Consider the following 24,898-nt stretch of genomic DNA (forward strand, 5'->3'; position numbering starts at 1 on the left):
CTTCCTCTCATCCAGTTATTTCTCTATCCTTCAGTTTATCCGTTTCTGTCTCAAAAAGAAAGTTCTTCAGCGTAAACCGGGGCGTTCGTCCTGGCGAGAAAGCGATATGGCAATTTCGGGACAAACCCCTTACAATAAAGGAAGATTGTACAAATCATATTTAACGATCATGAGAGAAAGAGGGGAAAGACATGTCAGCCAAACGTAAGCCTCCAACCTTGCAGCAGAAAAAAGAAGAGGTTAATAAGAAGGCCATACTATGGATTAGCTCCGGCATTGCTCTTCTTATTATCCTGATTATTGTTCTGATTGTGATCGCCCAGCCTTAATCCAGCCAGTGATACACCTTGCCCGGGTTGGTCTGCCCCTGGGCATGCTTGAGCTTAAAACGCTCTTTCGGCGTCCACAGGCTCTCGGGCAGAACCCCTTCCCGAATTTTTACGACGGTTCCCATCGGAACCAGATCAAACAGCTCCTCTACATCCTCCTTAAGCATACGAATGCAGCCCTCGGATTCATTCGCTCCGATGCTGTCCACATCCAGCGTACCATGTATCGCGTACAACGTATCGGACAGCTGCATTCCCCGCGTCCCATAGGGGCCCTTTGTGGTCCCGTTCGGATTAACAACCTTGTCATTGATATGAAAATCACCCAGCGGCGTTTTCACTCCTCCGAGCCCGACCGCATAATTGCGCAGCATGACGGTGCCGCTCACGACGGCCAGCCGATGACGTTTCCGGTCAATGATGACCTGAAGCGGCTGCTCAAAAAAAGGATCCCCGTTCGGCGAAGTCCCCCAATATCCAGGCTCTTCCGGGTCGTTCCCAGGCGGCTGCTGTCCCGGTTGGTCCTCTGGGCCGTCAGTTCCTTGGGATTGCTGCTTCATTAAAGCTCCAAACATCTCCTCCATCGCTTTCGAACGGCCGGACAGCCAATTGTTCGGATACGGGTGCGTCAGTTCATTCAAGCTTTTAGGCAGGCGTCCATGCCGAGCCTTATACTGGCTGACCGCTTCCTGCAGCACGGCCGTCTCGACTTGCAGATCCGCCCATTGCCCCGCGCTCCGCTTAAGCTGCGAACTATCCGCAGGCTCGCAATCACACTCCAATGCAGCTCCTTCATATGGCTGGATCGCAATAGCGCCCTTAGCATCCCGATGCAATCCGTATAAACGTTCCATGTCCTTGCTCCATAACAGCCACTTGCCCGATGGCTTCATTCCAAGCGCAACCGACCAATTCGGCAATGCCTGCGGATTCCGGAGCAATAAGGACAGGGCTCCGGCGGAATCCTTCCCCTGGCCAGAAGCAACGGCGGTGTACAGCGGTTCTTTACGCGAATCCCGCTTCTCTTTGTTAACGGCCGAGGCGGATACCGGCTCATTCGGCGGGAACACATCCGATGCCACATCCCCGGGAACGGAGCCCGGCGCCTGGGCCGGAGGAAGAAATACGAGCAGCAATAACACCAGCGCAGCAAGCAAACGCCGGGTTCTTTTTCGTCTGCGGTCCTTGTCCCTCTCCATCTCCAATAAGCGCTGTTCGTAATTTTTCCATATATCGGACGGGACCTGGCTAAGCTCGAAGGCTTCATAGACCCCCTCAGCCTTGTTATAGCAGTAATTTGCCTTGCCTTGTTCACCGGCCTGCTCATACTCCTTGCCCAGCAGGTACCAGGCCATTTTATTATCAGGATGCGTCTCCACATACCTTTTGAGGTACAGCGAATTGTTCATTCGGGAGCCTCCTTTTATGACATTTTTACCTCTATTATCCTGTATATCGGTATCATTGCTCCAATTATGTATGAATTGTAAGGTACGAAAAAACGCCCCCTGCCTTTGTCGGGCAGAGGGCGTCGGTATAAGTTCAAGATGGAATATCAGGGCTTAAAGCGGTACTGGTTATTCTGCGTTAAACGGCTCGTCTGCAATCCGAATTGAATCTGTTGGGCAGCCGTCGCAGGCATCCAGCATATCGTCATGCATATCTTCCGGAATTTCGGTTACCCCGCGGTTGTTGTCTCCGTCAAAAATGACTTCTGCCAGGCCTTCGTCGTCGTAATCGTAAATATCGGGTGCCGTTGCGCCGCATGCGCCGCAAGCGATGCAGGTATCTTTATCTACCCAAGTAAACTTCGCCATAGTCTCTCTTCCTCCTGTATATCTATAAACATCTTTATAAACATAGTATAAGCTGACGGTATCCCGCCACCATCTACATATATTAATACAATTTTTTTAGGAATACAAATAAATTTCCTAACATTTTCCGACAAAAATCAGTTGTGCTCTAAGGAATGGAAGGAGCTTCAACTATCAAAAAACGGCTAATCCATGTCCGGGTCCTTCGAGGTTGGCTGGACGGCATTTTTATTATCGTTCCCCAGATCCCTTGCAAAATCCATCTGTAAAGATGTTCCTCTCCGCTTATGGTTGCGGATTAAAGACGACGGATCATCTCCCAGCATGCCGGCGGTCAGCACTGCACTCTCACCGAATTTATTGCGCAGCTCGTCCATAACCCGGGTGAGCGATTCTTTCTTCGGCTGTTTCTCGTAATCGAACAAATCCAGCTGAATGGCGGATTCCTCCTTCGCGATAAGCTGCTGCAGCGTAACGCCAAGAAGACGGAGGGGCTTATCCTGCTTCCAATGCCGGTGGTACAGCTCGCACGCTTCCCGGTAGATATCCTCGGTATTTTCCGTCGGAATGACCAGATGCCTCGACCTGGTAATGGTCTTCATATCCGGTGTGCGCAGCGTAATCTGTATGCCGCTGGTCATCAGACCCTGCCTGCGGAGCCGGCGCGCTACCTGATCGCTCAGATTCAGGAGCACTCTTTTTGCCTCCTCCGCCGATGTAACATCCTGCGGGAGCGTGGTCGTGTGTCCGATCGATTTGCTCTGTTCCCGCTCCGCATTGACAGGAGCATGGTCGATGCCGCTGGCTGCCCGTTTCATCCATGACCCCATCACGCCAAATGTCGAGGTCAGCAGGCCTTCATCGGCAGCGGCGAGCTGTCCGATGGTCTGGATGTTCAGCTTACGCAGCTTATCTGCGGTCTTGCTCCCGATGCCGAACAGCTCTGCACAGGGTCTGTTCCAGAGCACCTGCGGGACATCCCGTATCCGCAGCACGGACAGCCCGTTGGGCTTTTTCATGTCCGAGGCCATCTTGGCCAGCAGTTTATTGGGAGCAATGCCGACGGAGCAAGGCAGCGACAGCTCCTCGCGTATGCGCTCCTGGATCTCCCGGGCGATATCCAGGGGGGTGCCGAACTGCTTCGATCCCGTTATATCCAGGTAACATTCGTCAATCGAAGTCGCTTCCAGCAGCGGCGTATATGCATAAGCTATATTCATGAATGCATTGGAATACTTGCGGTACAGATGAAAATTCGGTTGGATGATCATCAGGTCAGAGTAAATCCGCAGCGCCTGTCTCACGTTCATTCCAGTGCGGATCCCGAGCGACCGTGCCGCATAGGAGCAGGTAACAATGACGCCTTTTCGCAGCTCGATGCTGCCTGCAACAGCCGTGGGTTTGCCCCGGTAGCGCTCCGGCTCCTCCGCTTCGTGTACAGAACAATAGAATGCATTCATATCCACATGAAGTATAACGCGGCCGCTGGCCGGATAATAATTGTCGATATGTCCCACGCAGAATTCCTTCTTTCTTTTGGTACGGTTCTTCCTATTAATTGCCGGCCTCTTTTTCGAGTTCGGTTTGAATGATTCTTACGTTTTCTTTATGACATGCCGCTGTAAATTCGGATCCGAATCCGTGCTCCTGCTGCAGCCGGTCAAGCGCCGCATCATCGCCATGCATAACCGCCTGTCGCAGACGTTCCAGGTGGCTCCGGGCCGTCTCCACTCTTCGCTCCATGTCGGAACGACTTGTCGCATGCCGGCCATGCCCCGGAATCAGCAAGGATACCGGATGTTTCTTCAGAATCCATGAAGCTTTGCGAATCGTTTCATCGTAGTCCAGTGCGCTGTCGTAAATAAAGGGAAGCTCAAAATCGGATAAATAGTCACCCGCAGCAAATACGCCAACGGAGTCAACCAAGGTAAACAGGCCGTCTTTCGTGTGTCCGGGCGCTCTGTAGAACGTCAAGGTTGCAGAGCCGAGGATAAGCTGCTGCCCATCTTCCTCGATAACGAAGTCAAGCATGGGGAATTCTATGGGGTAATCGCGAGTAATATAATAGGAAGCATCAAACTCACGAATTAATTTCAATTTCTTCTCTTTCTCCGGGTGATCCCTGAGTCCCGCGCTCCCGATCGTCTTGGCGTCCGGAAACGCCTTGTAGCCGATAATGTGGTCATAGTCCCCATGCGTGAAGATCAGATATATTTCTCGGTTTCCCCGGACTGCCTTAACATGCTCCTGAATTTCACGGATTTCGTGCGGCAGCCAGTTCGGGTCCATGATAATGATACAATCATCCAGCTCGATGACCGTTGAAGTTGTTTGGAATAATGCACTCTGAAAAACCGTCACCTTGTCATTAGAATATTGAATCATCGCATATGCCCCATTCCATTATAACTTGTTTAGACATTAAGAGTGCCTCTAACGTCTTGTTCGTAGGATTATGTTGAACGCATGACTACCAGCCAGCCTAACGCCTCCAGCATACCGTTCCCCATAACAGGGGTCAAGAATAAGCCCCTATCGGTCGTTTGTTTTTTTACTCTGTTACTTTCCCGCAAAGAAATGCTATAATACAAAATTATAAACAATGCGGTCCAATCCCGGACACCCAAAGGAGGACATCATGTCTAAGTCCATTTCCATCTTTGATACGACACTTCGCGACGGAACCCAAGGCGAAGGAATCAGCTTGTCGGCGGACGACAAGGTCAAAATCGCCAAGAAACTCGATGCTCTTGGTGTTCATTATATTGAAGGCGGTATCCCGGGAAGCAACAGCAAGGACATCGAATTTTTCAAAAGAGTCCAGGATCTCGGTCTAACCTCAAAAGTAACCGCGTTTGGCAGCACGCGCCGCAAAGGCTCTATTGCCGACCAGGATGCCAATCTGCTTCGAATTCTGGAATCCGGTGTTTCTGCGGCCACTTTGGTCGGGAAGTCATGGGATTTCCACGTCCATACCGCGCTTCAGACGACACTCGAAGAGAATCTGGCCATGATCTATGATTCCATCGCCTTCCTGAAGCAAAAAGGCCTCGAAGTGATTTTTGATGCCGAGCACTTTTTTGACGGCTATAAGAACAATCCCGAGTATGCTGTTGCCGTATTGTCAAAAGCACGGGAGGCAGGTGCGGATTGGCTTGTCATGTGCGATACGAACGGCGGCAGTCTCCCGCACGAGATCTCGAGCATTGTGTCATCTTTAACGGGTCCATTGCCCGGCGCCCCGCTCGGCATTCATACCCACAACGATTGCGAGCTTGCCGTTGCCAACACCCTGAGTGCCGTACAGGCTGGTGTCCAGCATGTACAGGGAACGATGAACGGTTACGGGGAGCGTTGCGGTAATGCGAACCTGTGCTCCATCATCCCGAATCTGCAGTTAAAGCTGGGTTACGAGTGCATCGGAGACGATAACCTCCGCACGCTGACGAATACCGCAAGGTATATCAGTGAAATCGCCAACGTCAACATGCCCGTCAACCAGCCGTATGTCGGCAACGCCGCCTTCGCCCATAAGGGTGGCATCCACGTTTCGGCGATCCTGCGCGATTCCAGAACGTACGAGCATATCGAACCGGAGAAGGTCGGAAACAAGCAGCGGGTGCTGGTCTCCGAGCTCGCGGGGCAGAGCAATATCGTATCGAAGGCGCAGGACATGGGTCTTGACTTTGACCCGGCTAGTGAACAATCCAAGCATATTATCGGAAAGATCAAGGATCTTGAGCATGAAGGGTATCAATTCGAGGGCGCAGATGCCTCCCTGGAGCTGCTTCTTCGGGAAGCGAACGGAGAGCTCAAGGAATTGTTTACCTTTGAATCCTTCAAAATGCTGGTAGAGAAATCAGCCGGCCAGCCCGTCGTCTCCGAAGCCTTCGTCAAAGTCAACGTTGCCGGCGAGAGCATCTACACCGCGGCAGAAGGCAACGGTCCGGTCAATGCGCTTGACAACGCGCTGCGTAAAGCACTGGTCCAATACTTCCCGACACTTAAGGAAATGCATCTTGCTGACTATAAGGTAAGGGTGCTGGATGACAAGGATGCGACGGCAGCCAAAGTACGGGTGCTGATCGAATCCAAGAACTTTGAGAATTCCTGGAACACCGTCGGGGTCTCCAGCAACGTCATTGAGGCGAGCTGGGAAGCGCTGGTGGACAGTATGCGCTATGCGCTCCTCGGCCAAATCTCACCGGAACAGGTGCATGAGTCCGCGGCAAGGCAAGGGTTGGTTAATCACTAAGGCTGCGTTCAATATAAAAAGCGCGTATCCGCCATGTCATGAACATGGTGGCCGCGCTTTTTTTGGTGTTTCCGGGTGTTTCCGCCGCTTGTCGCTTCACAATTAATTCAACAGCTTGGCTACCTTTTTGCGAAGATCCTTGGGATCCGGAGCGCCAAGAATGATTTCCTGGATCACGCCGTTCCGATCAATCAGCACATTCGTCGGGAAGACCTGGCCTTTATACAACTCCTCGAACACTTCTCCTTTGGGATCGAGAAGGATCGGATACCGGAGTTCAAAATCCTTAACGAATTGACGGGCTTTTTTCTCATTGTCATACTTGGACACGTTCACGCCGTAGATTTCCAGCTCATCTGCATATTCCGCTGCCAACTTATCAAGCTCCGGGGCTTCTTGCTTGCACGGTTCACACCATGATGCCCAGAAATTGACGACCATCGCTTTATCGCGCGCTCCGCCGCCGGAATATGTCTTGTCGTCCATCCCCTTTAACGTGAAGGTAGGGGCAAGCAGCCCGGCCTTGGCACCTGTCTCTGTCGGGAGCGGCTTCTCCTGCATGAAGACGGCCTGGATATTGTCGCCGGCTTGATTATAGATTACAGCGCCTGCCGCGACAACAAGCAGGACGAGAATGATGATATTTCGTTTCATAGGTATAGGTTCCTTTGCTAAACTTAGTTATAGAGGTTGTTCAAAAAGTCCGCTTTTGATAAGAAAACCTCTATCGAGGCCACTTCAAGGATGAGCGACCGCGATGCATAGGTAGGTTTTCTTGCGATATAGAATTTCATCAGTTCCACTGATAACTCATAAATTCTATATCTAACACGAAGCGAATCAGCAAGCAGCTCGGCATCGAATCTTGAATTCAGCCGGGCCTAAGCGGATGCTTACGAAGTCATGTTTCCTGCGGAAACATCTTAGGTGCTCACGTACCCAAAACGTACGCTCCGCTCCTCACTCCCTAGCTTCATCCAACTGAAGCGTTTTGAAAAAACGCACATCGGAAGCATAAGCTTCGGTGCTGAAAATCGACCTTTTTTGAACACGCACTTATAGTCCCTATTGTACCCTGAAACCCTAATCTTTCAAACACGCGATCGACTCCAATTACAGCCCGGGAGGGAAAAAGATGAACCCGTCTGACACGGCCCTGGAGCAGCTTCTGCTGCACGCGGCGGTACAACAGCATATATCGGACTATACGTATCATTGTCTGCCAGAGGAGGCTTGTGGTGTCCTTATCGGGCACTCCAGCGCAACAAGCCGAGCGGTAACCGTTACACAATTTATTCCCGTAAAAAATACAGCGGAGTTTCCGCTGCATTCTTTTCATCTGGATCCTGTTCAATGGACCCGCTTGGTTATGACGGAAAAACGAATCGTCGGTTTGTTTCACAGTCACCCGTACACATCCCCTGAGCCGTCCGAAGAGGATCTGCTGCAGCTTCCATCCTTCGGCGGACTGCTTCAGGTATATGCCATCGGATCTCCTGCAGCTTCAACTTCATATGCTCCAGGCTTGAAACCACTGCAGCTTCATGCCTACAAAATTATTCAGGGAACAGAAGCCTCAGAATTAACCAGCGATCTGCCATCCAATTCCTGGGGGCATTCGGGATCGAAATGCTACTCCCTCGCCCCGATTCCTTGCAAAATCCAAAGCGAATAATGAGCTATCGCGTGCAGCCATCATGCTCGGGGTTTACGCCTCGCTTAAATAGACATACAAATCTCCAAGCGTGGTTGCATGGCCGCGCGCCTGAATTTCTTGCATATAATCCGCCCACAGCCGGGCGGTCATGCGCGCGTCGGACAGAGCATGATGTCTGCCCTCCACCGGAATGCCGCTGCTTCGCAGCAGCTCATCCAGACTGTAGTCCTTCTGCTCAGGATATAATCTCTGCGCAAGCATCATCGTATCAAGGAGCCGGTGGGTTAATCGAACCTTCGATGTCTTCCACAAGGCTGCGTTCAGGAATCCGCGGTCATGCGCAGCGGCATGGGCAACAAGCACCCTGCCTCCTATAAAAGCCATGAAATCATGCAGCCCCTCCATTAAAGGCGGGGCTGCATCAACCATATGCTGCGTAATGCCTGTCAGCTCAGCAATGAATGGAGGAACAGGAGCACCGCTGTTAACGATCATATGAAAGGTTTCGTTCTCAATCACTTGCTCCCCGATGACCTTGGTTGCACCGAATGACAAAATCTCATCACCGTGCTGGTGATTGAACCCGGTCGTCTCGAGATCAAATACGACAACCTCCAGCTCGTCCAGCGGGGTACCCAGCACCTCCGGCCTCCGGTTATCCTTCATCTGGGATCGGATGAAGGCCAGCTGCTGCGCCGTCTGCGCCCCGCGCATGGAAGCGATGGCGGAATTAAAGTTACCCGAACGGAGCGATCTCCAGAAGCCCCCGTTCGATTGTCCCGGTTCAGTCATGGGTTCCTCCTCTCCGCAAAACGGTGCTCTCGCTGCAATGACCGGTGTATCCGTCTGACAACGCCAAGCGTATCGCGAAGCTCGTACTGCATGGTTTTGTTCTTGAGCTGCTCCTGCGAAATATACCCGCTGCTGGTGATCAGCCCGTTCTCCACCCGATGGGGCGTGTTATTCCTCAATCGAAGAGCCGTCAAGAAAGCACGCTGTACGCTTTCCAGCAGCAAATTGCCGCCCTCAAGCAGCATGACCTTCTCCATCCGCTTTTGCGTCGAGGTTTCGGTGATGCCTCTTTGCAGCGCCATCGTGCGGATGCTGTTCACAAGGGGAATGTAGACGCCATACTTTACGTCAAATTCACCGGCATGCTCACCAAACCGCTCCGTCACAATTCGCCCCATAACATTAAGCGTTGCCTTGTGCTTGACCGTGTTTCGCAGTACGGCATAGCCGATGTTCGGATGCAGCTCGACCGAGCTCCGGAAATGGTCGGTCCAAGCCTCCGATAGCTCGCCATCTCCCGCTATATGACGCAGATCCGAAGCGATGATGAAATTGCGAATCGGCTCCCACTGCTGATCTCCACACCACTCGCTAATCTGATTTTTCCAATCGCCAAGCTTTTTGCTCCATAAGGGTTCGGAACACATCACCTTTCCCGAACATTTGGGATAGCCTGCATACTCCAGCAGATTCACCAGCCGAAGGCCATATTCCCGAAAAAAGGGAAGCTGATCCTCCTCCAGCTCATCGCCAATGATCAAACCGTTGTCCTGATCGCTCCACAGCATCGCTTCCTGTCTTCCGCTGCTGCCAAAAGCAACAAACGCATAACGCGCAGGAGGCCGGCCCAAGCCAGCCTCCCACATGTCCTGCTCACAGATTGCCGCGGCACGCTGTCCAATCAGATCGTGCATCGTATTGACGGATGCGATCCACTCTCTCAGCTCCATGTCATGACGCATCTCGATCAGATGGTTCTGACAAACGATCCGTTCATCTCGTAATTGCTGGGCTGTTGCTGCTGTCTGAATTTCCGAGAATACCGGAAACAGATTGACGGATTTCAGAGGTTTCATGCCGCGGCCTCCTTATTACATATTCATGAACCATCTAGAATTTAGTACTTATAAAGCCGTGTCGCTTCCAGGTACCGCTTTGCCCCCGGAACGAAACTCAGGGGACTTCCCTTCCGATTCCGCTAGAAGTTTCATTTGCTCCGGATATCCGTAAGTTCCGTGTTCACTGATATCAAGACCCACCAATTCTTCTTCCTCCGTTACGCGGATACCCATCGTAACTTTCATGATATACAGAATGATGAATGAGATCACGAGAACGAATGCAAACGTGCCGACCAGGCCCAAAAGCTGAACGCCAAGCTGACCGAAGCCCCCGCCGTAGAACAAGCCTTCTTTGCCTACGCCTGTAATTTCAACAAGTCTCGGTGCTGCGAACAAACCGGTGGATACGGCACCCCACATCCCGGCAATACCATGTACGGAGAATGCATATACAGGATCATCAATGCCTTTGCGGTCAAACCACTGAGCCGTAAAGAAGGTAATCGTACCGGCAACCGCACCGATAACGACAGCCGCCCAAGGTTCCACGAATGCACAAGCCCCCGTGATCGCAACGAATGCGGCGAGAATACCGTTTAGCATGCTGGGAATGTCCGCTTTGCCCAGAACCGCCCAAGAGATCAGCAACGCCGCAAGCGCACCTGCCGCAGCTGCGATATTCGTGTTTAATGCCACAAATCCGAAGAAGCCGTCCGTGAGTGCGGAGATGGTGCTGCCTGGATTAAATCCGAACCAGCCGATCCAGATGATGAAAACGCCGAGTACCGATAACACTTGGTTGTGACCCGGAATGCTGTTAGGCTTCCCGTCCTTATTATATTTGCCAAGTCGAGGCTTCAGAAGAACGGTAGCCACCAACGCAGCTGTAGCGCCTGTCAAGTGAACAACCGTCGATCCGGCAAAGTCCTGCATACCCAGAGCCCCGAGCCAGCCGCCGCCCCATACCCAGTGAGCAACAATCGGGTAAATCACGATGGTGAACAGCAAACCGAACACGATATAAACGCTGAGTTTCGCCCGTTCGGCCATACCTCCGCAAGCGATAGCCAAGGATACAGCTGCAAAGGATAAATGGAACAGAAACATAATGGTTGTTGGCACATCGTAAGCGGACAAGGAATCAAAAGAGCCGGCCGCATTGTCGCCGCTTAAGAAAAAACCTTCAAATCCGAAAAAGCTGTTCCCGTTACCGAATGCCAGGCCAAACCCTAGCGCCCAGAAGGCGACGATTGAAATGCCGAAGGTCAGGAAGGTTTTACCTGCAACGTGGCCTGCATTCTTCATACGAACCGATCCGGCTTCCAGCAATGCGAACCCTGCTTGCATGAAGAATACGAGCAATGCTGCCAAGAATACGAACACGGAGTTCAAGCCAGCCGTTAATTCAACATTCGTGGCTCCCCCATCAGCGGCGAACGCGCTCGCCGGGAATGCAAGCAATGCGATTACTCCCGCCATTAAACCTAGCCATCTTTTTTTCATGTTTTACACTCCCCTTAATGTAAACTAATATAACATCACCTTGAATTCATATTGTCATTATAGGGGGGAGAATGAAAATCCGCAACGGTTTTTTTCAAAATAAACTTCACTTATGTAATATAATCTAACATTAAGTGCATACAGTGCAAATCGTCTAACATCCTGTATAGTTAAGTAAAGACTAAGCTTCAAGGTTTTTTGTCACAACTATGACGTTTGACTGTATGGTTCATGATCATGTATCATATTTCTATTAAAATGAAAATATAAATGCATTCATTAATGTCCATTCAATGAAAGCTTGTGAGGTGATGAATGATGGGGATCACGAGAGGAAACCTTTTCCGGATCGGTGAGCTGGCCAAGGTTGCCGGAATCAGCGAAAGAACCATTGACTACTATACGAAGCTGGGTTTGATCTCCCCTGAGAAACGGACGTTAAAAAACTACCGGTTGTACAGTTCTGAAACCTTAAGCACTCTCGAACGTATTAATCAGTTAAAGCAAGAGAAATATACTCTCGATGAGATTAAGGAGAGGCTGGATCGCTGGAAGTCGGTTCCCGATGATTCCGAAATGACGGAGAAGCTAACTAAGCTCGAAATACAGATGAAACAGCTGGAACGGGATGTGAAGGAACTCAACCCGCTTCTAAGTGAATTAAAGCCAAGTCAAGCCCGGGAGGTACTCGCTAACATTCTTCCTAAAGGGGCTGCTTGCATCGAGTCGCTACAAATCTTGCTGAACCAGTTCACTTCGATGTAAATGGTGAAGAACCAAATAACAACTTTGTATGGGGGTATGATACATGTATTCTGACTGGATGTTTATTCTCATTATTATCGCTTTTATATTCTCGCTCTGGGCTCAGTTCCGGGTTAAAGGCACATTTAACAAATGGGCCAAGGTTGAGAACAGCACCGGCATGACCGGATACGATGCGGCCCGGCATATGCTGGATGCCAACGGACTCCACGACGTGCCGATTGAACCGGTGCCAGGCACGCTCTCCGACCACTATGATCCGACCAAACGCGTTGTGCGCTTGTCAGAGCCCGTTTATTATGAACGTACCATCTCGGCCGTCTCGGTTGCTTGTCACGAGGTCGGCCATGCGATCCAGCATGCCGAGCACTATCCGATGCTTGTAGCCCGTCACAAGATGTTCCCGGTCGTTAACTTCGCATCGGGTATCGCTCCGTTTCTCTTGATTGCCGGATTCCTGTTCCAAGCCATGAACCTGGTCGGTCTCGGCATTATCTTCTTCTCTTGCGCCGTTGCCTTCCAGCTTGTCACCCTGCCGGTCGAGTTTAACGCAAGTAACCGTGCCCGTCAGCTGATGGTTCAAGAAGGCTATATCGCCAATGACGAAGAACGCGGAGTTGCTAAAGTATTGAACGCCGCGGCCCTGACCTACGTCGCTGCAGCCTTGATCTCTCTGCTCGAGTTGATCCGGTATATCATGATCTTTACGAGCAACCGGGAATAAACCAATACGCACAACAACAAAGGGCTTTCCTCTCTACCATGGATGGGTGGAGAAGGAAAGCCCTCTTTTTTATATGTTATTTTTGATTAATGAAGCCAGGTTAGGGAGTTGATGCGTCAGTCCCTGCACCTTCCTTTTTCGGCGACGGATCAATGCCAAAATATTGAAGCAAAAACGCACGGAAGGCTTGCGCAACCGGTGGCAGCTTCTCGTCCGCGCGGTGAATCAGACCGATGGAACGCGTTACCTTCGGCTCCGAGATCCGGACGCGTGCTGGCTGCAGCGGATTCGTCTGGAACAGCGCCATTTCAGGAAGCAGGCTGACCCCCATGCCGGCCGCAACCAGCCCGCGGATCGTATCCGTCTCCTCGCCTTCAAAAGCAATTTTCGGCGTGAACCCGGCTTCCAGGCAGGCATGCCATACGATCGGGCGCAAGGAGTAGCCTTTGCTGAACAGCACAAAACGCTCCTCCTTTAATTGCTCCAGCTTGATGGTCTGCTCCCCCGCAAGCGGGTGATTCGGCGGCAGGATCGCAAACAGCTCCTCTGTCAAGACGATATCTCCGTCCACTTGATCATGGCGATCCGGAAACGGAGACACAAATGCCAAGTCCACTTCAGCCCCGACCACGTCCCGGATCAGTGTCGGGAACATCCCCTGCTTGAACCGGAACTTCACGTTCGGGTACTTCTTCCGGAATTCAGCCACAATGGACGGAATCAAATGGATGCCCAGGCTGTGAGGGAATCCGATGCGGATTTCCCCCTGCTCCGGGTCCAGAAATTCATGTATCTCGACGACCGCACGGTCCAAATCCTTCATAATGCTCTCCACCCGTTTGCAAAAAAGCTGACCTACCGGGGTTAACTGCAGATTCCGGCCTTTTTGCATGAACAAATTAACACCAAGCTCTTCTTCCAGCTGATGTATTTGACGGCTGACGGCTGATTGAGCCACATGAAGCTCTTCTGCCGCTTGGGTAACGTGTTCCTTTTGCGCAACCTTTACAAAGTATTGCAACTGTCGTAATTCCACGCCTTTTATCGCTCCATTCTTATTCCCTAGAAGACTTGAAGACTTTATCAAATCATCCAATTCTATTATAACAGACCCTCTAAGGTCCGATTATGTTCGACGTTTAAATAATCGAATCATGAGACCGTAGAGGAAAAATCCGCCTACCAATCCGCCGACATGTGCTACAAGGCTGACCCCTGGTGTAAACGAGAACAGTATCCCCAGAATAAGCAGGGTGAACAGCGTCTTGCGGGACGACTCATCCATGACATGCCGCTGGAACAGGGCGATGTACAGATAAGCGCCATAAGCTCCGTATATGGCTCCTGAGGCGCCTACAAGGAAGGTATAGTCCTCCATGCGCTCATAATAAGCCAATCCGATTACATTACCGAGAACACCGCTGAGCAGATACAGAATGGCAAATTTCCAGCTCCCCATGATTCTCTCCAGCGGGGGAACAAATACCAGCAGTGCGAAGCTGTTGAACAAAAAGTGGTCAAATCCGTTATGGAGGAACATCGCCGTAAAGTATCTCCATGCCTGATCAACGAACTGCGGCAAATCCGATAAAGCTCCATATTTCAGCAGCGTAACCGGGTTTCTGGAACCGCCGTCAAAGGATGTAATTACAAACATCACCAGGTTGATCACAAGCAGCAGCGATGTAACGGGATAATAACGCAAATAACTTTTCCAATTTTCATAACGTACGAATATCATAGCATCCTCCTCATCCTAAACCAGGCAGGGGTGCCCATAGTGGACATTCCCTTTTTAAAAAGATTATAATGTACCATGAACCTGATCACCAAACTTTGATATCCAAGGAGGAGATTTCTCATGGCTCAAGAACGTTCAGGAGCTGCCACTTTTAAAGGCAATCCTATTACACTCATCGGACCACAGCTCAAGGCTGGTGATGCCGCGCCGGATTTTACAGTGAGCAAAAACCTGCTCGAAGACGTATCTCTTAAAGATTATGCCGGTAAAATCAAGCTGATCAGTGTCGTTCCTTCCCTCGACACCGGGGTATGCGATGCTCAGACGCGCCGTTTCAATGAAGAAGCAGCTGGTCTAGGCGATGATGTGGTGATCCTTACGATCAGTGCCGACCTTCCGTTCGCCCAAGCCCGTTGGTGCGGAGCTGCAGGCGTTGACCGGGTCATTACGCTATCCGACTATAAATCGCGTTCTTTCGGTGAAGCGTACGGCGTGCTTATCAAGGAATTCCAGCTCGACATGCGTTCGATCTTCGTCGTGGATACTAACGATACCATCACCTATGTAGAATACCTTGGTGAAATGACGGAGCACCCGAATTACGAAGCCGCGATCGATGCAGTAAAATCTTTGCGGTAACACGCCAAAGGCTACATACACTGCACACTTTTAAAAAGCGGGAGAGCAGCTCTCCCGCTTTTTCTTATTCTACTAAGCATCCACTTTATACTTGCTCAGTTTTTTATCCAGAACAGTGTACAGGTTCAAGATAACCCGGTAGTTCGCTCCCAGATCCCCTAGGGAACCGCGGGACGCCGAATACATATCAACTGCGCTGCGAACCGGACTGATGCCGAGCACGGATACGGTAATGTCCAGTGTACGTCCAAACGAGGTTCTTTTCTCGAGCGTGATTTCTCCCACGGATTTAACCTCATGCAGAACTTTGTAACCCGGAATTTTTTTCAGTGTCGAGGAAACCTCTTCAAAACACTTTTCTTTTGAAAGATTGTAATAACGCGTCTTCAGCTTGGGATCTTTAGCACGGTCGCTTGTGCCGTCATAGCTGCGCACGATACCAATTAGAACTCGTTTTAATGACAAAGACCGTTCCTCCTTTATAAATGACCGTTCCTTTCCATACTCTAGTTTAACATTGTTTATGCTTTCAGCAAACCTTTATATATAGCAAAAAGACACCTCTTTCACTTCGAATTCGAAATAAAAGAGGTGCCCATTCATTGGTTAAACGAAACCCGCCTATGCCGTCCGGTAAACATTGTCTTCGAACCTGCATTAGCAGGTGGGTGACCGCAGAACCGCTTATGAATTCCCCTTGTCATATAGACAGGGCATTTCAGCCACGATTACGTATAGATCTCCCTAGACATCGTCATTGGTTCAAAACAACGGAAAACCGAAACGAACATCGCAGGATGTAGTCTTATTATAGGGGGTTTTGCCGGAAAAGTAAACCTCGCATTATTTAAGGTTCGATCCGTTCTCTCCCTTTTTGGCAGAATCCATGCTTTCAAGAAGGGCTTGTTCGGTTTCGGACTCCTCTTCCTCGGCTTTCTTCATCTTCTCCTGCTGTTCCTGCATTTTGGTGAAGGTGGCATAGAAGTTAAAGAACGCGAACAATGCCATCAGGCAGAACAGGAAGAACACGAACAGCACCGGCATTTGCGTGCCGATATACGCCAAGACAGCGCTTCCGATCAAAGTCGAAAATACGCGGAACGGACGAATCAATGTCAGCAGCACCGCATTTTTCAACAGCTGCGTCGTTTTCATCTCATAATGAACGGCCATGGAGAAGAAGTTGAACAGGGAGACAAACAGCACGATAAGCAGCACGAGCATCACAATGCCGACAAGCTGGAAACCATCAAGCTGCGTCATATAAACCGTGTAATCCACGTACATAATCACGAACAGCAGCGTATAAAAAATACCGCCGATCATGCTCTGCTTGTAATTTTCCTTATAACCCTTGAAAAACGTTTTAAATACGGACACATCCGGATTGCCCATTACCCATTTGCGTACAACGGTAAATAAAGCCGCCGTAGCCGGAAACAAAACAAACGGTGATAATATTCCCAGAACCCAGTTGGACAGCAGCTGCTCATTATGCGCCTCCGGTGTCTGAACGGCCATCAGGAATTTGGTTAGAACGATAAACAGGAAAGGCGATGTACAAATAACCCACAAGATGTTCGAAAAAGCAATACGGGTAATCCACTCGGTGAGCTTGTATAAGCCACCCATGGCTCCTTTCATTTCCAAATCCGTTTCCTCCTCACTCAAATCATGCATGTATCTATTAATATACCTTATTTGGTACATGCATTGCCAGAGCCTAATTTAAACGCATCTGGGTGAATGTCCAATCCATCGCCTTGGTTTCCCCATACGATATCTCGTAATCCGTTCAACAAACTTGAATTTCCAAATTTAAAGAGGAGGGATTATGTATGTCTTGTGAAGGTGGCGGCGGTTACGGCTACGGAAATAATGTTGGAATTGTCCTAGTTCTGTTTATTCTCCTTGTCATTATTCTCAGCACATTCTACATCTAATGTCTCTTTGAGTCATGAAGTGAAACAGATCGGATGTTACTGCTCTAAAACTGCGAGTTTAAAGGGGATGCACCTTGGGTGCATCTTCTTTAAACATGAACAAAAGACGAAGCGCGGCTCCACTTGGTGTGAGCAGCTGCTTCGTCTTTTGGTGTTCGGTTACTTCATTTCAGAAGAAGTTAACCTTTAAATACTATTCGTCTCCGCCCCGGTTAGGACGACGTTCGCCGCCGCCGCTGTAGGAACGAGGTTTACGGTCACCGCTATTGCTGCGGTCACGGTTGTAGCCACCGCCATCGCGGTTGCCATAACTGCTGCTGCCGCCATCACGGTTGTATCCACCTTTGGAGTAGCCGCCACGGTTACCACCGCCACCGCTACCGCCTTCACGACGATAGCCGCCGCCACCGCTGTTGCTGCGTCCGCCATAGCCTCCGCTTGGCTTGCGGCCACTTCGAATATCCGGCTTCCGGCGCTTTGCGCGGATCGGATCTTCCGGAGTCAAGTGAATATCGGAGCCTTCCTTCTTGTCACCCGTCAGGATTTTCATTGCAGCTGCCAGCAATTGTACGGAATCGTACTGCTCCAGCAATTGAATGGCAAGACCTTTATACTCGGTCAATTCGCCCTGCTCAATGATTTCAAGCACACGCTCAGCGATGATCCGTTGTTTACCTTCAATCGCTTCAGCGATCGTAGGCAAAGGTTTACGTGGAATACGGTGACGAGTCACACGCTCGATGAAGTACAGATGATCCATCTCACGAGGAGTTACGAAGGACCAAGCTGTACCTTCTTTACCCGCACGGCCTGTACGTCCGATACGGTGTACATAACTTTCCGGATCTTGCGGCAAGTCAAAGTTCACAACATGGGTAACGCCCGATACGTCGAGACCACGTGCAGCCACATCTGTCGCTACGAGAACATCAATGCTGCCGTCACGGAATTTACGCATAACGGTATCACGTTGGTGTTGGGACAGGTCACCATGGAGACCGTCTGCAGAGTAGCCGCGTTTTTGCAGAGCTTCTGCCAGTTCGTCTACCCGGCGCTTCGTGCGTCCGAATACAATCGCAAGCTCAGGCGATTCCATATCCAGAAGGCGGCTCAAGGCTTCGAATTTTTGACGTTCAGGAACTTCGATATATGCTTGGTCAATCAGAGGTGCACTAACGTGCTTAGGAATAACGGATACATGCTCAGGTTCTTTAAGGAACTGGGATGCCAACTTCTGAATGTTAGCCGGCATAGTTGCGGAGAACAGCAAGGTTTGACGTTCTTCAGGAACAAGCTTAAGGATCGACTGAATATCTTCCATGAAGCCCATGTCCAGCATTTCATCCGCTTCATCCAATACAACCGTTTGGACATCATCAAGTCGGATGGTTTTTCTGTTGATGTGGTCAAGTAGTCGACCTGGTGTGCCGATAATGATTTGAGGCTTCTTTTTCAAAGCGCGGATCTGACGCCCGATATCCTGTCCGCCATAAATAGCCAAGGAACGAATTCCTTTAAAACGGGACAGTTTACCGATTTCTTCAGCAACCTGGATGGCAAGTTCACGGGTCGGTGTCATAATGAGAGCGACGATACGCTCCTCTTCCTTGGCGATTTTGTGGATAAGAGGAAGGCCGAATGCTGCTGTCTTACCAGTACCTGTCTGTGCTTGTCCAATCATATCCTTGCCGGTAAGGGCAATCGGAATTGATTGGGATTGAATCGGTGTGGCTTCCTCAAAGCCAAGTTCGGTAATTGCTTGCAGCACGCGCGGCTCCAAGCCAAAATCTGCGAAATTTTTCAATAGGTTCATACTCCTTCTATCTGTGGACTTCCACTTTCTTCTCTGTATTCTTAAGTAGTGGTAACGTTTATAGGCTTTCCCGGCCAGCAGGATTTTCTGCACGAGGTGAACCGGTATATTTCTCTTATCACCAGTATGGTGACTGGTTAATGTATAATCATCCTGATAAGCTTGCAAAGTTATCAATGTAACGGACTACTCAAGAATATCCAATACATTATATCACAAAACATTTCTGGAATACCAGCAAGCTTAAAGAAGTCATAATAACCGGGAGGTGATTCCTATGTTGAAGCGTCTATGGACCTATTTCTCGATCGTGTTCGGCGGCATCATTATCGCCGGCGGATTTAATTTGTTTCTGATTCCCCATCATCTGCTCAGCGGAGGCGTTTCCGGCGTTGCTCTGATTATCGGCTATTTCACGCCGCTAAATATCAGCATCCTGTATTTTGTGCTCAATATCCCGATTCTTATAACCGGTTGGTTCAAGCTCGGCAAAAGGTTCGTTGGTCTCAGCGTTCTCTCGGTTATCGTTACAACCCTATTCCTGGAGCTCATTCCGGTTACTCCGGTTGCAACCGACATGCTGCTGTCCTCCGTTTTCGGCGGCGTGCTTGTCGGATTCGGCACCGGCCTCTCCTTTCGAGTTGGCGGTTCCACCGGGGGCTTTGATATCATCGGCTCCCTCGTTACGAAATACCGGGACTTCCCCGTTGGAAGTGTGCTCGTGACGCTGAACGCCATCGTCATTATGGCAGTTGCTTATTTGGAAGACGACTGGAACCTGGCCCTCGCCTCCATGGCCTCCATCTATATTGCCGGAAAAATGGTGGATATGCTCCATGTCAGTCATATCAAGGTTACGGTCTTTATTGTCACGAACCAGACGGAAGCCCTGCTGGAGAAGCTGCTTAAGCGCCCCCGCGGTATAACCAAGATCAAAACCGAGGGGGCCTTCAGTCATAAAGAAAAGGATATGCTAATGACCGTCACGACGCGATATGAGCTGGCTGAGCTAAAACAAATCATTACGGAGACAGACCCCCTGGCCTTCGTTAATATCGTGGAAACCACGGCTGTCATGGGTCAATTCCGCAAGAACTAAATATTTACCACCTGTGAGGGTATGGTAAATATGTGGTATAATATTGGTGCGCGGTTCCTACAATATTCATGAGATCTTTTCCCGGGCATCGCTTTGGCCCAATTTTAATTGTTTTTCCGTTTTACAAAAGAACGTCCTGCCTAACCAATTTGGAAGGAAAGGGTGATTTTTATGGAAATGGAAACGGTAAAATTGTCACAAATCGTCATGAAGTGGTTCCCGGAAATGATACCGTTCTTTAGACAGAACGAACTGAATTCCATGATCGTTCTTAGGGACGGGCTGAGTATTCTGGAGCAGGAGGACGCTCTTGAAATCATTCAGTTCAGCATTTGCGAGCATCAGAACCAAACGCCGCTTCATTAATTTTAATGCTACACGTAAATATCGCACGACAAGTGTCGTTATTCTCCGGTAAAATTCACCGGTGAGTAACGGCATTTTTTTATGGATAAATGTAAATTCTATAAGCACGTCATTCCCCACCAAAGCAGGGTAAGCTGCTGTAAACGCTATCCACCTTCTTATGGTTGTTATATTCCGATGCTAGTCACTCCCCATGTTCACATGTTGTTCACGGCCAACTGCCACAAATGTCGATTTTTAGCGTTTAAAACGCCCTCGACCCGTTTAATGAACTAAGTACGCTCACCCGCCGTTTCCAATTTATTGTCGATTGTAACAATCCTGTTCTTTTTGAAGGCATCCGTTCCTTTATAATCATGATGTGAATGTACACAAGGGAGAGAGTAATTATGAATATCATCTTGGCTTTATTCATCTTGGCGTCCGCGGGCTTCGGCGGTTCCAGTCCGCAAGACAACAATCTTACCGCCAAACTTCAGGCTTCGTTAAATACCGCCATGATTCAGGGCATGCACCAAAATAACAACCAGGGTCAAGGACACTCCGGCATCAAGCCAAACACGACGGAAATCGATCCGCAGATTGACGCGCCTAAAGTCAAGGGCATTTATGTAACGGCTTATAGCGCAGGCGGCTCCAGAATGAATCAGCTCGTGGATCTTATGGACAAGACCGATCTTAATGCGATGGTCATTGACATCAAGGACGATGAAGGATACATAACGTACAGAACCGATAATCCGAAGCTGAAGGAACTCGGTAAATCCCAGCCTTTTATCAAAGACATCAAGCAGCTGATGAAGCGGCTGGAGAAACACGATATTTATCCGATCGCCAGAGTTGTCGTGTTCAAGGATACCATTCTTGCCAAGAAAAACCCGGAGCTTTCCTTCCGTAAAGGAGACGGCAGCGTCTGGACCAATGGCGGGGGCGACAGCTTCGTTAACCCGTACAGCAAAGAGGTTTGGGATTACAACATCGAAATCGCCAAGGAAGCCGCAAAACTCGGATTCAAGGAAATCCAGTTTGATTATGTCCGTTTTCCGGAGGGCTTTGAGAAACGCGCCGATTCCCTGAAATATACCAAGACGGATCAATCGCGTGTGGACGTGGTATCCGATTTTGTGCAATATGCCCGGGAAGAGCTAGCGCCGCTCGGCATACGCGTATCCGTTGACATCTTCGGGTATGCTGCTTCGGTACCCGCGGCGGAAGGGATCGGCCAAGACTTCGTCAAAATTTCCAAAAACGTGGATGTCATCAGCCCGATGGTATACCCAAGCCATTACACGGCAGGCTGGTTCGGCTCCCCTGTACCGGATAAGGCTCCATACCAGACCATCAAAGGCTCCATGGAAGATACCCACAAAAAGCTGGAAGAGCTGGGGGATCAAAAACCAATCATTCGGCCTTGGATTCAGGACTTTACCGCGAGTTGGCTTGGAAGCGGAAATTATGCCAAGTACGGTAAAAAGGAAATCGAGGAGCAGATTCGCGCCCTCAAGGATACAAACGTCGATGAATATTTACTCTGGAATGCTTCCAACCGTTATACGGAAGGCGTCACTCATAAATAATTCAATTATCCATTCGTTAAGGGTCGGCCCATCAACAGGGCCGGCCCTTTTCAGCGTTCAAATCGATCAGTGAGCATACTTGACAGCAGATGCTATGATGAAGATTAGGGCCGGGCTTCGGGCCCTGAACATGCAAACCTGACGCACTCCGATTCAACCGCTGGTTGAGTTCTGGCTCGCCGCTCAATAAGCCAGTTATTGTTCCCATCCTTAGCAAGACCCTACAATATGGGGGCAGCATCATAAAAACTACAATAAGAAAGGCACATCGCACATGCAACCGACCACTACAACACGGGGAAAGCTGAAGCAATTCGCGATTATTCTTATCCCCATTCTGATTACACAGCTAGCCTTATCGGCCATTACTTTTTTTGACACCAACATGTCCGGAAAATTCAGCTCCGCTGACTTGGCAGGCGTAGCGATCGCTACAAGCATCTGGATCCCGGTCCAAACCGGCCTCAGCGGAATTCTGATGGGGATAACCCCCATCGTTTCGCAGCTCGTTGGCGGGCGTCAGGAACATAAAGTCGCTTACCAAGTTAACCAGGCGCTCTGGCTGTCCATCTTACTCGCCATCGTCGTGCTTGGGATCGGGTATGCCGTTGTACCGGGCATTCTTGGAGCCATGAGCCTCGAGCCGGAAGTTCGGCGGATTGCCTCCCAGTTTCTCGCCGCCATATCGATCGGCATCATTCCGCTATTCGCCTACACCGTGCTCCGCAGCTTTATCGATGCTCTGGGGCAAACTAAAATTTCCATGGTGATCACGCTGATTACCCTGCCGGTGAATGTAGGCTTGAATGCGTTATTCATTTATGGATTCTGGGGCTTTCCAAGAATGGGGGGCGTGGGCGCCGGCCTCGCTTCCGCGATTACATACTGGACCGTTCTCATCATTGCCATGGTGATCATCCATAACAATCACCCGTTCTCTCCATTCGGCATCTTCAGGCAGCTTCAGGGTGTTTCCTTGAGTGCATGGAAAAGCCTGTTAAAAATCGGCGTGCCGATCGGGTTCTCCATCTTCCTCGAGACCGCTGTTTTCGCAGCAGTGACGCTGCTCATGAGCAGCTTTGATACGGCGACCATTGCCGCACACCAAGCGGCCCTGAATTTCGCTACGACACTGTACATGCTGCCGTTAAGCATATGCATGAGTCTGACGATCCTTGTAGGCTTCGAGGCCGGCTCGGGACGCATGAAGGATGCCTGGAAGTACGCTAAACTCGGCATCAGCACAGCCGTTATCCTGTCGCTGATCACGGCTGTCATCCTGTTTATGGCCGGCCGCCAGGTCGCCGGATTATATTCCAACGAGCCTGCGGTCGTGGCGTTGATCCAGCAGTTTCTGTTGTTCGCGATCTTCTTCCAGATCTCGGACGCTATCGCCACTCCAACCCAAGGGGCGCTGCGGGGCTATAAGGACGTTAATGTCGCTTTCATGCTCGCTTTTTTGTCGTTCTGGGTGATTGGCCTGCCAGTAGGATATGTGCTCGCCAACTACACCGATTGGCAAGCCTTCGGCTACTGGATCGGCTTAATCACGGGCCTTGCCGTCGGCGCTGCCCTGATGCTGATGCGTCTGGTCAAAGTTCAACGCAAGTTCGCACGTCAAGTCAATGCACAAGCCCGATCCGCATCCTAAACGTCTATCGACGTACTTCTCAGAAGACAGACCGCTTTTAGCGGATTTTTCTTGCGAGACAGGGATGATAAACCTCTGAAGCGTATACTATCTCCATCGCTAAAAAAAGACCGTCTCCATGCAGAATGCGTTCTGCAATGGGAGACGGTCTTTTTGCTTATCGTCCGAAATTAGGACACGGCCTAATTTATTGGGATAATCGCAATGCCAAATCATATAATTCACGGTTAAATTCTTTCTTCGTATTAACGACCTTGTCAATATCCGTGAGGACCAGCTCACCCTTGATGATACCGCATCCTTTATCGGATTGGCCGTCAATCAGACTGCGAACTGCAAAATCGCCAAGACGGCTTGCCAGGTTGCGATCAAACGGAGTCGGAGCTCCACCGCGCTGAATATGTCCGAGCACCGTTACCCGTGCATCGATCGAGGCATGGCACTCTTTAAGATCACATACGATATCCTCGCCGCGTCCGACGCCTTCCGCTACGATGATGATACTGTGACGCTTGCCTTTTGCAAAATTTTCGCGCAAGCGGGTTGCCACTTCATCAAGGTTGTATTCCACTTCCGGCACCAGAATGGTCTCTGCCCCTGAAGCAAGACCCGCATGGAGCGCAATGTCGCCGCAGTGGCGTCCCATAACCTCTACAACGGACGAGCGCGCATGGGAAGACATCGTGTCGCGCAGTTTGTTAACGGCGTCTACAACAACGCTCACGGCTGTATCAAAGCCGATCGTATAATCCGTAAAGGAAATATCGTTATCAATCGTTCCAGGAAGGCCCATCGTTTTGATTCCGAGTTTGCTGAGCTTGTTCGCCCCATGGTAAGAACCGTCCCCACCGATAACGACCAGCCCGTCGATGCCATGCTGATTCAGAATCTCGGCACCCTTCTGCTGCCCTTCCGCCGTCTTGAACTCTTCACAGCGGGCGGAACGAAGGATCGTGCCTCCGCGCTGGATGATATCCCCTACGCTGCGAAGATCCATTTTGACAATGTCGTTCTCCAGAAGTCCTTGGTAACCGCGCTGAATGCCATATACTTCAAGACCATAATACAGACCGCTGCGTACAACAGCGCGAAGCGCCGCGTTCATCCCTTGGGAATCGCCACCACTTGTAAGAACTGCAATTTTTTTAACCTCTGCCATGTTTCTT

The 24,898-nt window shown here is 50.2% G+C and carries 25 protein-coding genes and 1 other RNA gene; 11 read left to right on the forward strand and 15 right to left on the reverse strand.

The window, feature by feature from the left end; translation table 11 throughout:
* The first annotated feature begins 191 nt into the window (after window positions 1-191).
* Window positions 192-329 (forward strand): hypothetical protein, encoded by a 138-nt coding sequence (locus tag OHJ21_RS15450; protein WP_015736685.1) that lies wholly within the window; start codon window positions 192-194, stop codon window positions 327-329.
* Here the strand turns inward: OHJ21_RS15450 and OHJ21_RS15455 are convergent.
* The 4 genes from OHJ21_RS15455 to OHJ21_RS15470 all read right to left on the reverse strand — a co-directional run bounded on the left by OHJ21_RS15455 (window position 326) and on the right by OHJ21_RS15470 (window position 4,531).
* A complete protein-coding gene (locus OHJ21_RS15455) occupies window positions 326-1,738 on the reverse strand; it encodes a L,D-transpeptidase (protein ID WP_486020466.1) in 1,413 nt (470 codons plus the stop codon). The two genes, OHJ21_RS15450 and OHJ21_RS15455, sit on opposite strands and share 4 nt — an antisense overlap.
* A gap of 168 nt (window positions 1,739-1,906) precedes the next feature.
* On the reverse strand, window positions 1,907-2,146 hold the full coding sequence (locus tag OHJ21_RS15460) for a ferredoxin (RefSeq protein WP_009594795.1): 240 nt from the start codon (window positions 2,144-2,146) through the stop codon (window positions 1,907-1,909).
* 185 nt (window positions 2,147-2,331) lie between these two features.
* Window positions 2,332-3,663, reverse strand: a complete 1,332-nt coding sequence (locus tag OHJ21_RS15465; protein ID WP_486020467.1) for a DNA polymerase IV — start codon at window positions 3,661-3,663, stop codon at window positions 2,332-2,334.
* Window positions 3,664-3,700: 37 nt separating this feature from the next.
* Window positions 3,701-4,531: an MBL fold metallo-hydrolase gene (locus tag OHJ21_RS15470; protein ID WP_486020469.1), complete on the reverse strand. Its 831-nt coding sequence runs from the start codon at window positions 4,529-4,531 to the stop codon at window positions 3,701-3,703.
* 253 nt (window positions 4,532-4,784) lie between these two features.
* Here OHJ21_RS15470 and cimA point away from each other — a divergent pair, with 253 nt between their 5' ends.
* Entirely contained in the window at window positions 4,785-6,401 is a 1,617-nt protein-coding gene (gene cimA / locus OHJ21_RS15475) for a citramalate synthase (RefSeq protein ID WP_100538479.1), read from the forward strand.
* 102 nt (window positions 6,402-6,503) lie between these two features.
* Here the strand turns inward: cimA and OHJ21_RS15480 are convergent, their stop codons facing one another.
* Window positions 6,504-7,055 (reverse strand): TlpA family protein disulfide reductase, encoded by a 552-nt coding sequence (locus tag OHJ21_RS15480; RefSeq protein WP_486020470.1) that lies wholly within the window; start codon window positions 7,053-7,055, stop codon window positions 6,504-6,506.
* Window positions 7,056-7,536: 481 nt separating this feature from the next.
* Between OHJ21_RS15480 and OHJ21_RS15485 the strand changes: the two genes are divergently transcribed.
* Window positions 7,537-8,076 carry a M67 family metallopeptidase gene (locus OHJ21_RS15485; protein ID WP_486020471.1) on the forward strand — a complete coding sequence of 180 codons (540 nt, stop codon included), beginning with the start codon at window positions 7,537-7,539 and terminating at the stop codon, window positions 8,074-8,076.
* Between the two features lie 33 nt (window positions 8,077-8,109).
* On the opposite strand, the gene OHJ21_RS15490 is transcribed toward OHJ21_RS15485, so the two are convergent.
* From OHJ21_RS15490 to OHJ21_RS15500, 3 genes are read right to left on the reverse strand one after another with little or no spacing between them, the layout of a single operon-like run.
* Entirely contained in the window at window positions 8,110-8,850 is a 741-nt protein-coding gene (locus tag OHJ21_RS15490) for a 3'-5' exonuclease (RefSeq protein ID WP_100538482.1), read from the reverse strand.
* Window positions 8,847-9,926, reverse strand: a complete 1,080-nt coding sequence (locus tag OHJ21_RS15495; RefSeq protein ID WP_486020472.1) for a DUF294 nucleotidyltransferase-like domain-containing protein — start codon at window positions 9,924-9,926, stop codon at window positions 8,847-8,849. Before OHJ21_RS15495 ends, OHJ21_RS15490 begins: the two co-directional genes overlap by 4 nt.
* Before the next feature lie 48 nt (window positions 9,927-9,974).
* Complete coding sequence (locus OHJ21_RS15500) at window positions 9,975-11,414, reverse strand: ammonium transporter (protein WP_100538484.1); 1,440 nt, start codon at window positions 11,412-11,414, stop codon at window positions 9,975-9,977.
* A 315-nt stretch (window positions 11,415-11,729) separates the two neighbouring features.
* Here OHJ21_RS15500 and OHJ21_RS15505 point away from each other — a divergent pair, with 315 nt between their 5' ends.
* Both OHJ21_RS15505 and OHJ21_RS15510 read left to right on the forward strand, forming a co-directional pair.
* Window positions 11,730-12,179: a MerR family transcriptional regulator gene (locus OHJ21_RS15505; RefSeq protein WP_100538485.1), complete on the forward strand. Its 450-nt coding sequence runs from the start codon at window positions 11,730-11,732 to the stop codon at window positions 12,177-12,179.
* Window positions 12,180-12,222: 43 nt separating this feature from the next.
* Window positions 12,223-12,903, forward strand: coding sequence for a zinc metallopeptidase (locus tag OHJ21_RS15510; protein WP_009594846.1), 681 nt, complete (start codon window positions 12,223-12,225; stop codon window positions 12,901-12,903).
* Window positions 12,904-13,003: 100 nt separating this feature from the next.
* Here the strand turns inward: OHJ21_RS15510 and gltC are convergent, their stop codons facing one another.
* The gene (gene gltC / locus OHJ21_RS15515; RefSeq protein WP_100538486.1) at window positions 13,004-13,939 is read right to left on the reverse strand and encodes a glutamate biosynthesis transcriptional regulator GltC; all 936 of its coding nucleotides are present in this window, start codon (window positions 13,937-13,939) and stop codon (window positions 13,004-13,006) included.
* Between the two features lie 90 nt (window positions 13,940-14,029).
* A complete protein-coding gene (locus OHJ21_RS15520; protein ID WP_100538487.1) occupies window positions 14,030-14,644 on the reverse strand; it encodes a rhomboid family intramembrane serine protease in 615 nt (204 codons plus the stop codon).
* Between the two features lie 120 nt (window positions 14,645-14,764).
* On the opposite strand from OHJ21_RS15520, the gene tpx reads away from it, so the two are divergent.
* Window positions 14,765-15,283 carry a thiol peroxidase gene (gene tpx, locus OHJ21_RS15525; RefSeq protein ID WP_071223106.1) on the forward strand — a complete coding sequence of 173 codons (519 nt, stop codon included), beginning with the start codon at window positions 14,765-14,767 and terminating at the stop codon, window positions 15,281-15,283.
* 72 nt (window positions 15,284-15,355) lie between these two features.
* On the opposite strand, the gene OHJ21_RS15530 is transcribed toward tpx, so the two are convergent.
* The 3 genes from OHJ21_RS15530 to OHJ21_RS15540 all read right to left on the reverse strand — a co-directional run bounded on the left by OHJ21_RS15530 (window position 15,356) and on the right by OHJ21_RS15540 (window position 16,933).
* On the reverse strand, window positions 15,356-15,748 hold the full coding sequence (locus OHJ21_RS15530; protein ID WP_486020473.1) for a DUF1499 domain-containing protein: 393 nt from the start codon (window positions 15,746-15,748) through the stop codon (window positions 15,356-15,358).
* Window positions 15,749-15,893: 145 nt separating this feature from the next.
* Window positions 15,894-16,085, reverse strand: a non-coding RNA gene (gene ssrS / locus OHJ21_RS15535) — 6S RNA.
* A 41-nt stretch (window positions 16,086-16,126) separates the two neighbouring features.
* Complete coding sequence (locus OHJ21_RS15540; protein ID WP_326113820.1) at window positions 16,127-16,933, reverse strand: YesL family protein; 807 nt, start codon at window positions 16,931-16,933, stop codon at window positions 16,127-16,129.
* Between the two features lie 188 nt (window positions 16,934-17,121).
* Here OHJ21_RS15540 and OHJ21_RS15545 point away from each other — a divergent pair, with 188 nt between their 5' ends.
* Window positions 17,122-17,226 (forward strand): YjcZ family sporulation protein, encoded by a 105-nt coding sequence (locus OHJ21_RS15545; protein ID WP_207797483.1) that lies wholly within the window; start codon window positions 17,122-17,124, stop codon window positions 17,224-17,226.
* Window positions 17,227-17,419: 193 nt separating this feature from the next.
* Here the strand turns inward: OHJ21_RS15545 and cshA are convergent, their stop codons facing one another.
* Window positions 17,420-19,030 carry a degradosome RNA helicase CshA gene (gene cshA / locus OHJ21_RS15550; protein ID WP_100538489.1) on the reverse strand — a complete coding sequence of 537 codons (1,611 nt, stop codon included), beginning with the start codon at window positions 19,028-19,030 and terminating at the stop codon, window positions 17,420-17,422.
* 286 nt (window positions 19,031-19,316) lie between these two features.
* Between cshA and OHJ21_RS15555 the strand changes: the two genes are divergently transcribed.
* The 4 genes from OHJ21_RS15555 to OHJ21_RS15570 all read left to right on the forward strand — a co-directional run bounded on the left by OHJ21_RS15555 (window position 19,317) and on the right by OHJ21_RS15570 (window position 23,732).
* On the forward strand, window positions 19,317-20,138 hold the full coding sequence (locus OHJ21_RS15555; RefSeq protein ID WP_100538490.1) for a YitT family protein: 822 nt from the start codon (window positions 19,317-19,319) through the stop codon (window positions 20,136-20,138).
* Between the two features lie 171 nt (window positions 20,139-20,309).
* Window positions 20,310-20,504 (forward strand): hypothetical protein, encoded by a 195-nt coding sequence (locus tag OHJ21_RS15560; RefSeq protein WP_006211704.1) that lies wholly within the window; start codon window positions 20,310-20,312, stop codon window positions 20,502-20,504.
* A gap of 389 nt (window positions 20,505-20,893) precedes the next feature.
* Window positions 20,894-22,081, forward strand: coding sequence for a putative glycoside hydrolase (locus OHJ21_RS15565; RefSeq protein WP_486020476.1), 1,188 nt, complete (start codon window positions 20,894-20,896; stop codon window positions 22,079-22,081).
* 274 nt (window positions 22,082-22,355) lie between these two features.
* Complete coding sequence (locus OHJ21_RS15570; protein WP_100538492.1) at window positions 22,356-23,732, forward strand: MATE family efflux transporter; 1,377 nt, start codon at window positions 22,356-22,358, stop codon at window positions 23,730-23,732.
* Window positions 23,733-23,919: 187 nt separating this feature from the next.
* Here OHJ21_RS15570 and pfkA read toward each other — a convergent pair whose 3' ends face one another.
* Complete coding sequence (gene pfkA / locus OHJ21_RS15575) at window positions 23,920-24,891, reverse strand: 6-phosphofructokinase (protein WP_100538493.1); 972 nt, start codon at window positions 24,889-24,891, stop codon at window positions 23,920-23,922.
* Window positions 24,892-24,898: the final 7 nt, after the last annotated feature.

This window comes from Virgibacillus sp. LDC1 (assembly GCF_025792345.1).
Lineage (GTDB): Bacteria > Bacillota > Bacilli > Paenibacillales > Paenibacillaceae > Paenibacillus_AQ > Paenibacillus_AQ lautus.

Excerpts from the sequence above, each read along its gene's own strand:
- OHJ21_RS15520 (WP_100538487.1), bottom strand. The coding sequence starts at position 14,644 with ATGATATTCGTACGTTATGAAAATTGGAAAAGTTATTTGCGTTATTAT.
- OHJ21_RS15485 (WP_486020471.1), top strand. The coding sequence starts at position 7,537 with ATGAACCCGTCTGACACGGCCCTGGAGCAGCTTCTGCTGCACGCGGCG.
- OHJ21_RS15460 (WP_009594795.1), bottom strand. The coding sequence starts at position 2,146 with ATGGCGAAGTTTACTTGGGTAGATAAAGATACCTGCATCGCTTGCGGC.
- OHJ21_RS15510 (WP_009594846.1), top strand. The coding sequence starts at position 12,223 with ATGTATTCTGACTGGATGTTTATTCTCATTATTATCGCTTTTATATTC.
- OHJ21_RS15500 (WP_100538484.1), bottom strand. The coding sequence starts at position 11,414 with ATGAAAAAAAGATGGCTAGGTTTAATGGCGGGAGTAATCGCATTGCTT.
- pfkA (WP_100538493.1), bottom strand. The coding sequence starts at position 24,891 with ATGGCAGAGGTTAAAAAAATTGCAGTTCTTACAAGTGGTGGCGATTCC.
- OHJ21_RS15490 (WP_100538482.1), bottom strand. The coding sequence starts at position 8,850 with ATGACTGAACCGGGACAATCGAACGGGGGCTTCTGGAGATCGCTCCGT.
- OHJ21_RS15470 (WP_486020469.1), bottom strand. The coding sequence starts at position 4,531 with ATGATTCAATATTCTAATGACAAGGTGACGGTTTTTCAGAGTGCATTA.
- OHJ21_RS15565 (WP_486020476.1), top strand. The coding sequence starts at position 20,894 with ATGAATATCATCTTGGCTTTATTCATCTTGGCGTCCGCGGGCTTCGGC.
- cimA (WP_100538479.1), top strand. The coding sequence starts at position 4,785 with ATGTCTAAGTCCATTTCCATCTTTGATACGACACTTCGCGACGGAACC.
- OHJ21_RS15450 (WP_015736685.1), top strand. The coding sequence starts at position 192 with ATGTCAGCCAAACGTAAGCCTCCAACCTTGCAGCAGAAAAAAGAAGAG.
- OHJ21_RS15555 (WP_100538490.1), top strand. The coding sequence starts at position 19,317 with ATGTTGAAGCGTCTATGGACCTATTTCTCGATCGTGTTCGGCGGCATC.
- OHJ21_RS15545 (WP_207797483.1), top strand. The coding sequence starts at position 17,122 with ATGTCTTGTGAAGGTGGCGGCGGTTACGGCTACGGAAATAATGTTGGA.
- OHJ21_RS15495 (WP_486020472.1), bottom strand. The coding sequence starts at position 9,926 with ATGAAACCTCTGAAATCCGTCAATCTGTTTCCGGTATTCTCGGAAATT.
- OHJ21_RS15560 (WP_006211704.1), top strand. The coding sequence starts at position 20,310 with ATGGAAATGGAAACGGTAAAATTGTCACAAATCGTCATGAAGTGGTTC.
- OHJ21_RS15455 (WP_486020466.1), bottom strand. The coding sequence starts at position 1,738 with ATGAACAATTCGCTGTACCTCAAAAGGTATGTGGAGACGCATCCTGAT.
- tpx (WP_071223106.1), top strand. The coding sequence starts at position 14,765 with ATGGCTCAAGAACGTTCAGGAGCTGCCACTTTTAAAGGCAATCCTATT.
- OHJ21_RS15505 (WP_100538485.1), top strand. The coding sequence starts at position 11,730 with ATGATGGGGATCACGAGAGGAAACCTTTTCCGGATCGGTGAGCTGGCC.
- OHJ21_RS15570 (WP_100538492.1), top strand. The coding sequence starts at position 22,356 with ATGCAACCGACCACTACAACACGGGGAAAGCTGAAGCAATTCGCGATT.
- OHJ21_RS15480 (WP_486020470.1), bottom strand. The coding sequence starts at position 7,055 with ATGAAACGAAATATCATCATTCTCGTCCTGCTTGTTGTCGCGGCAGGC.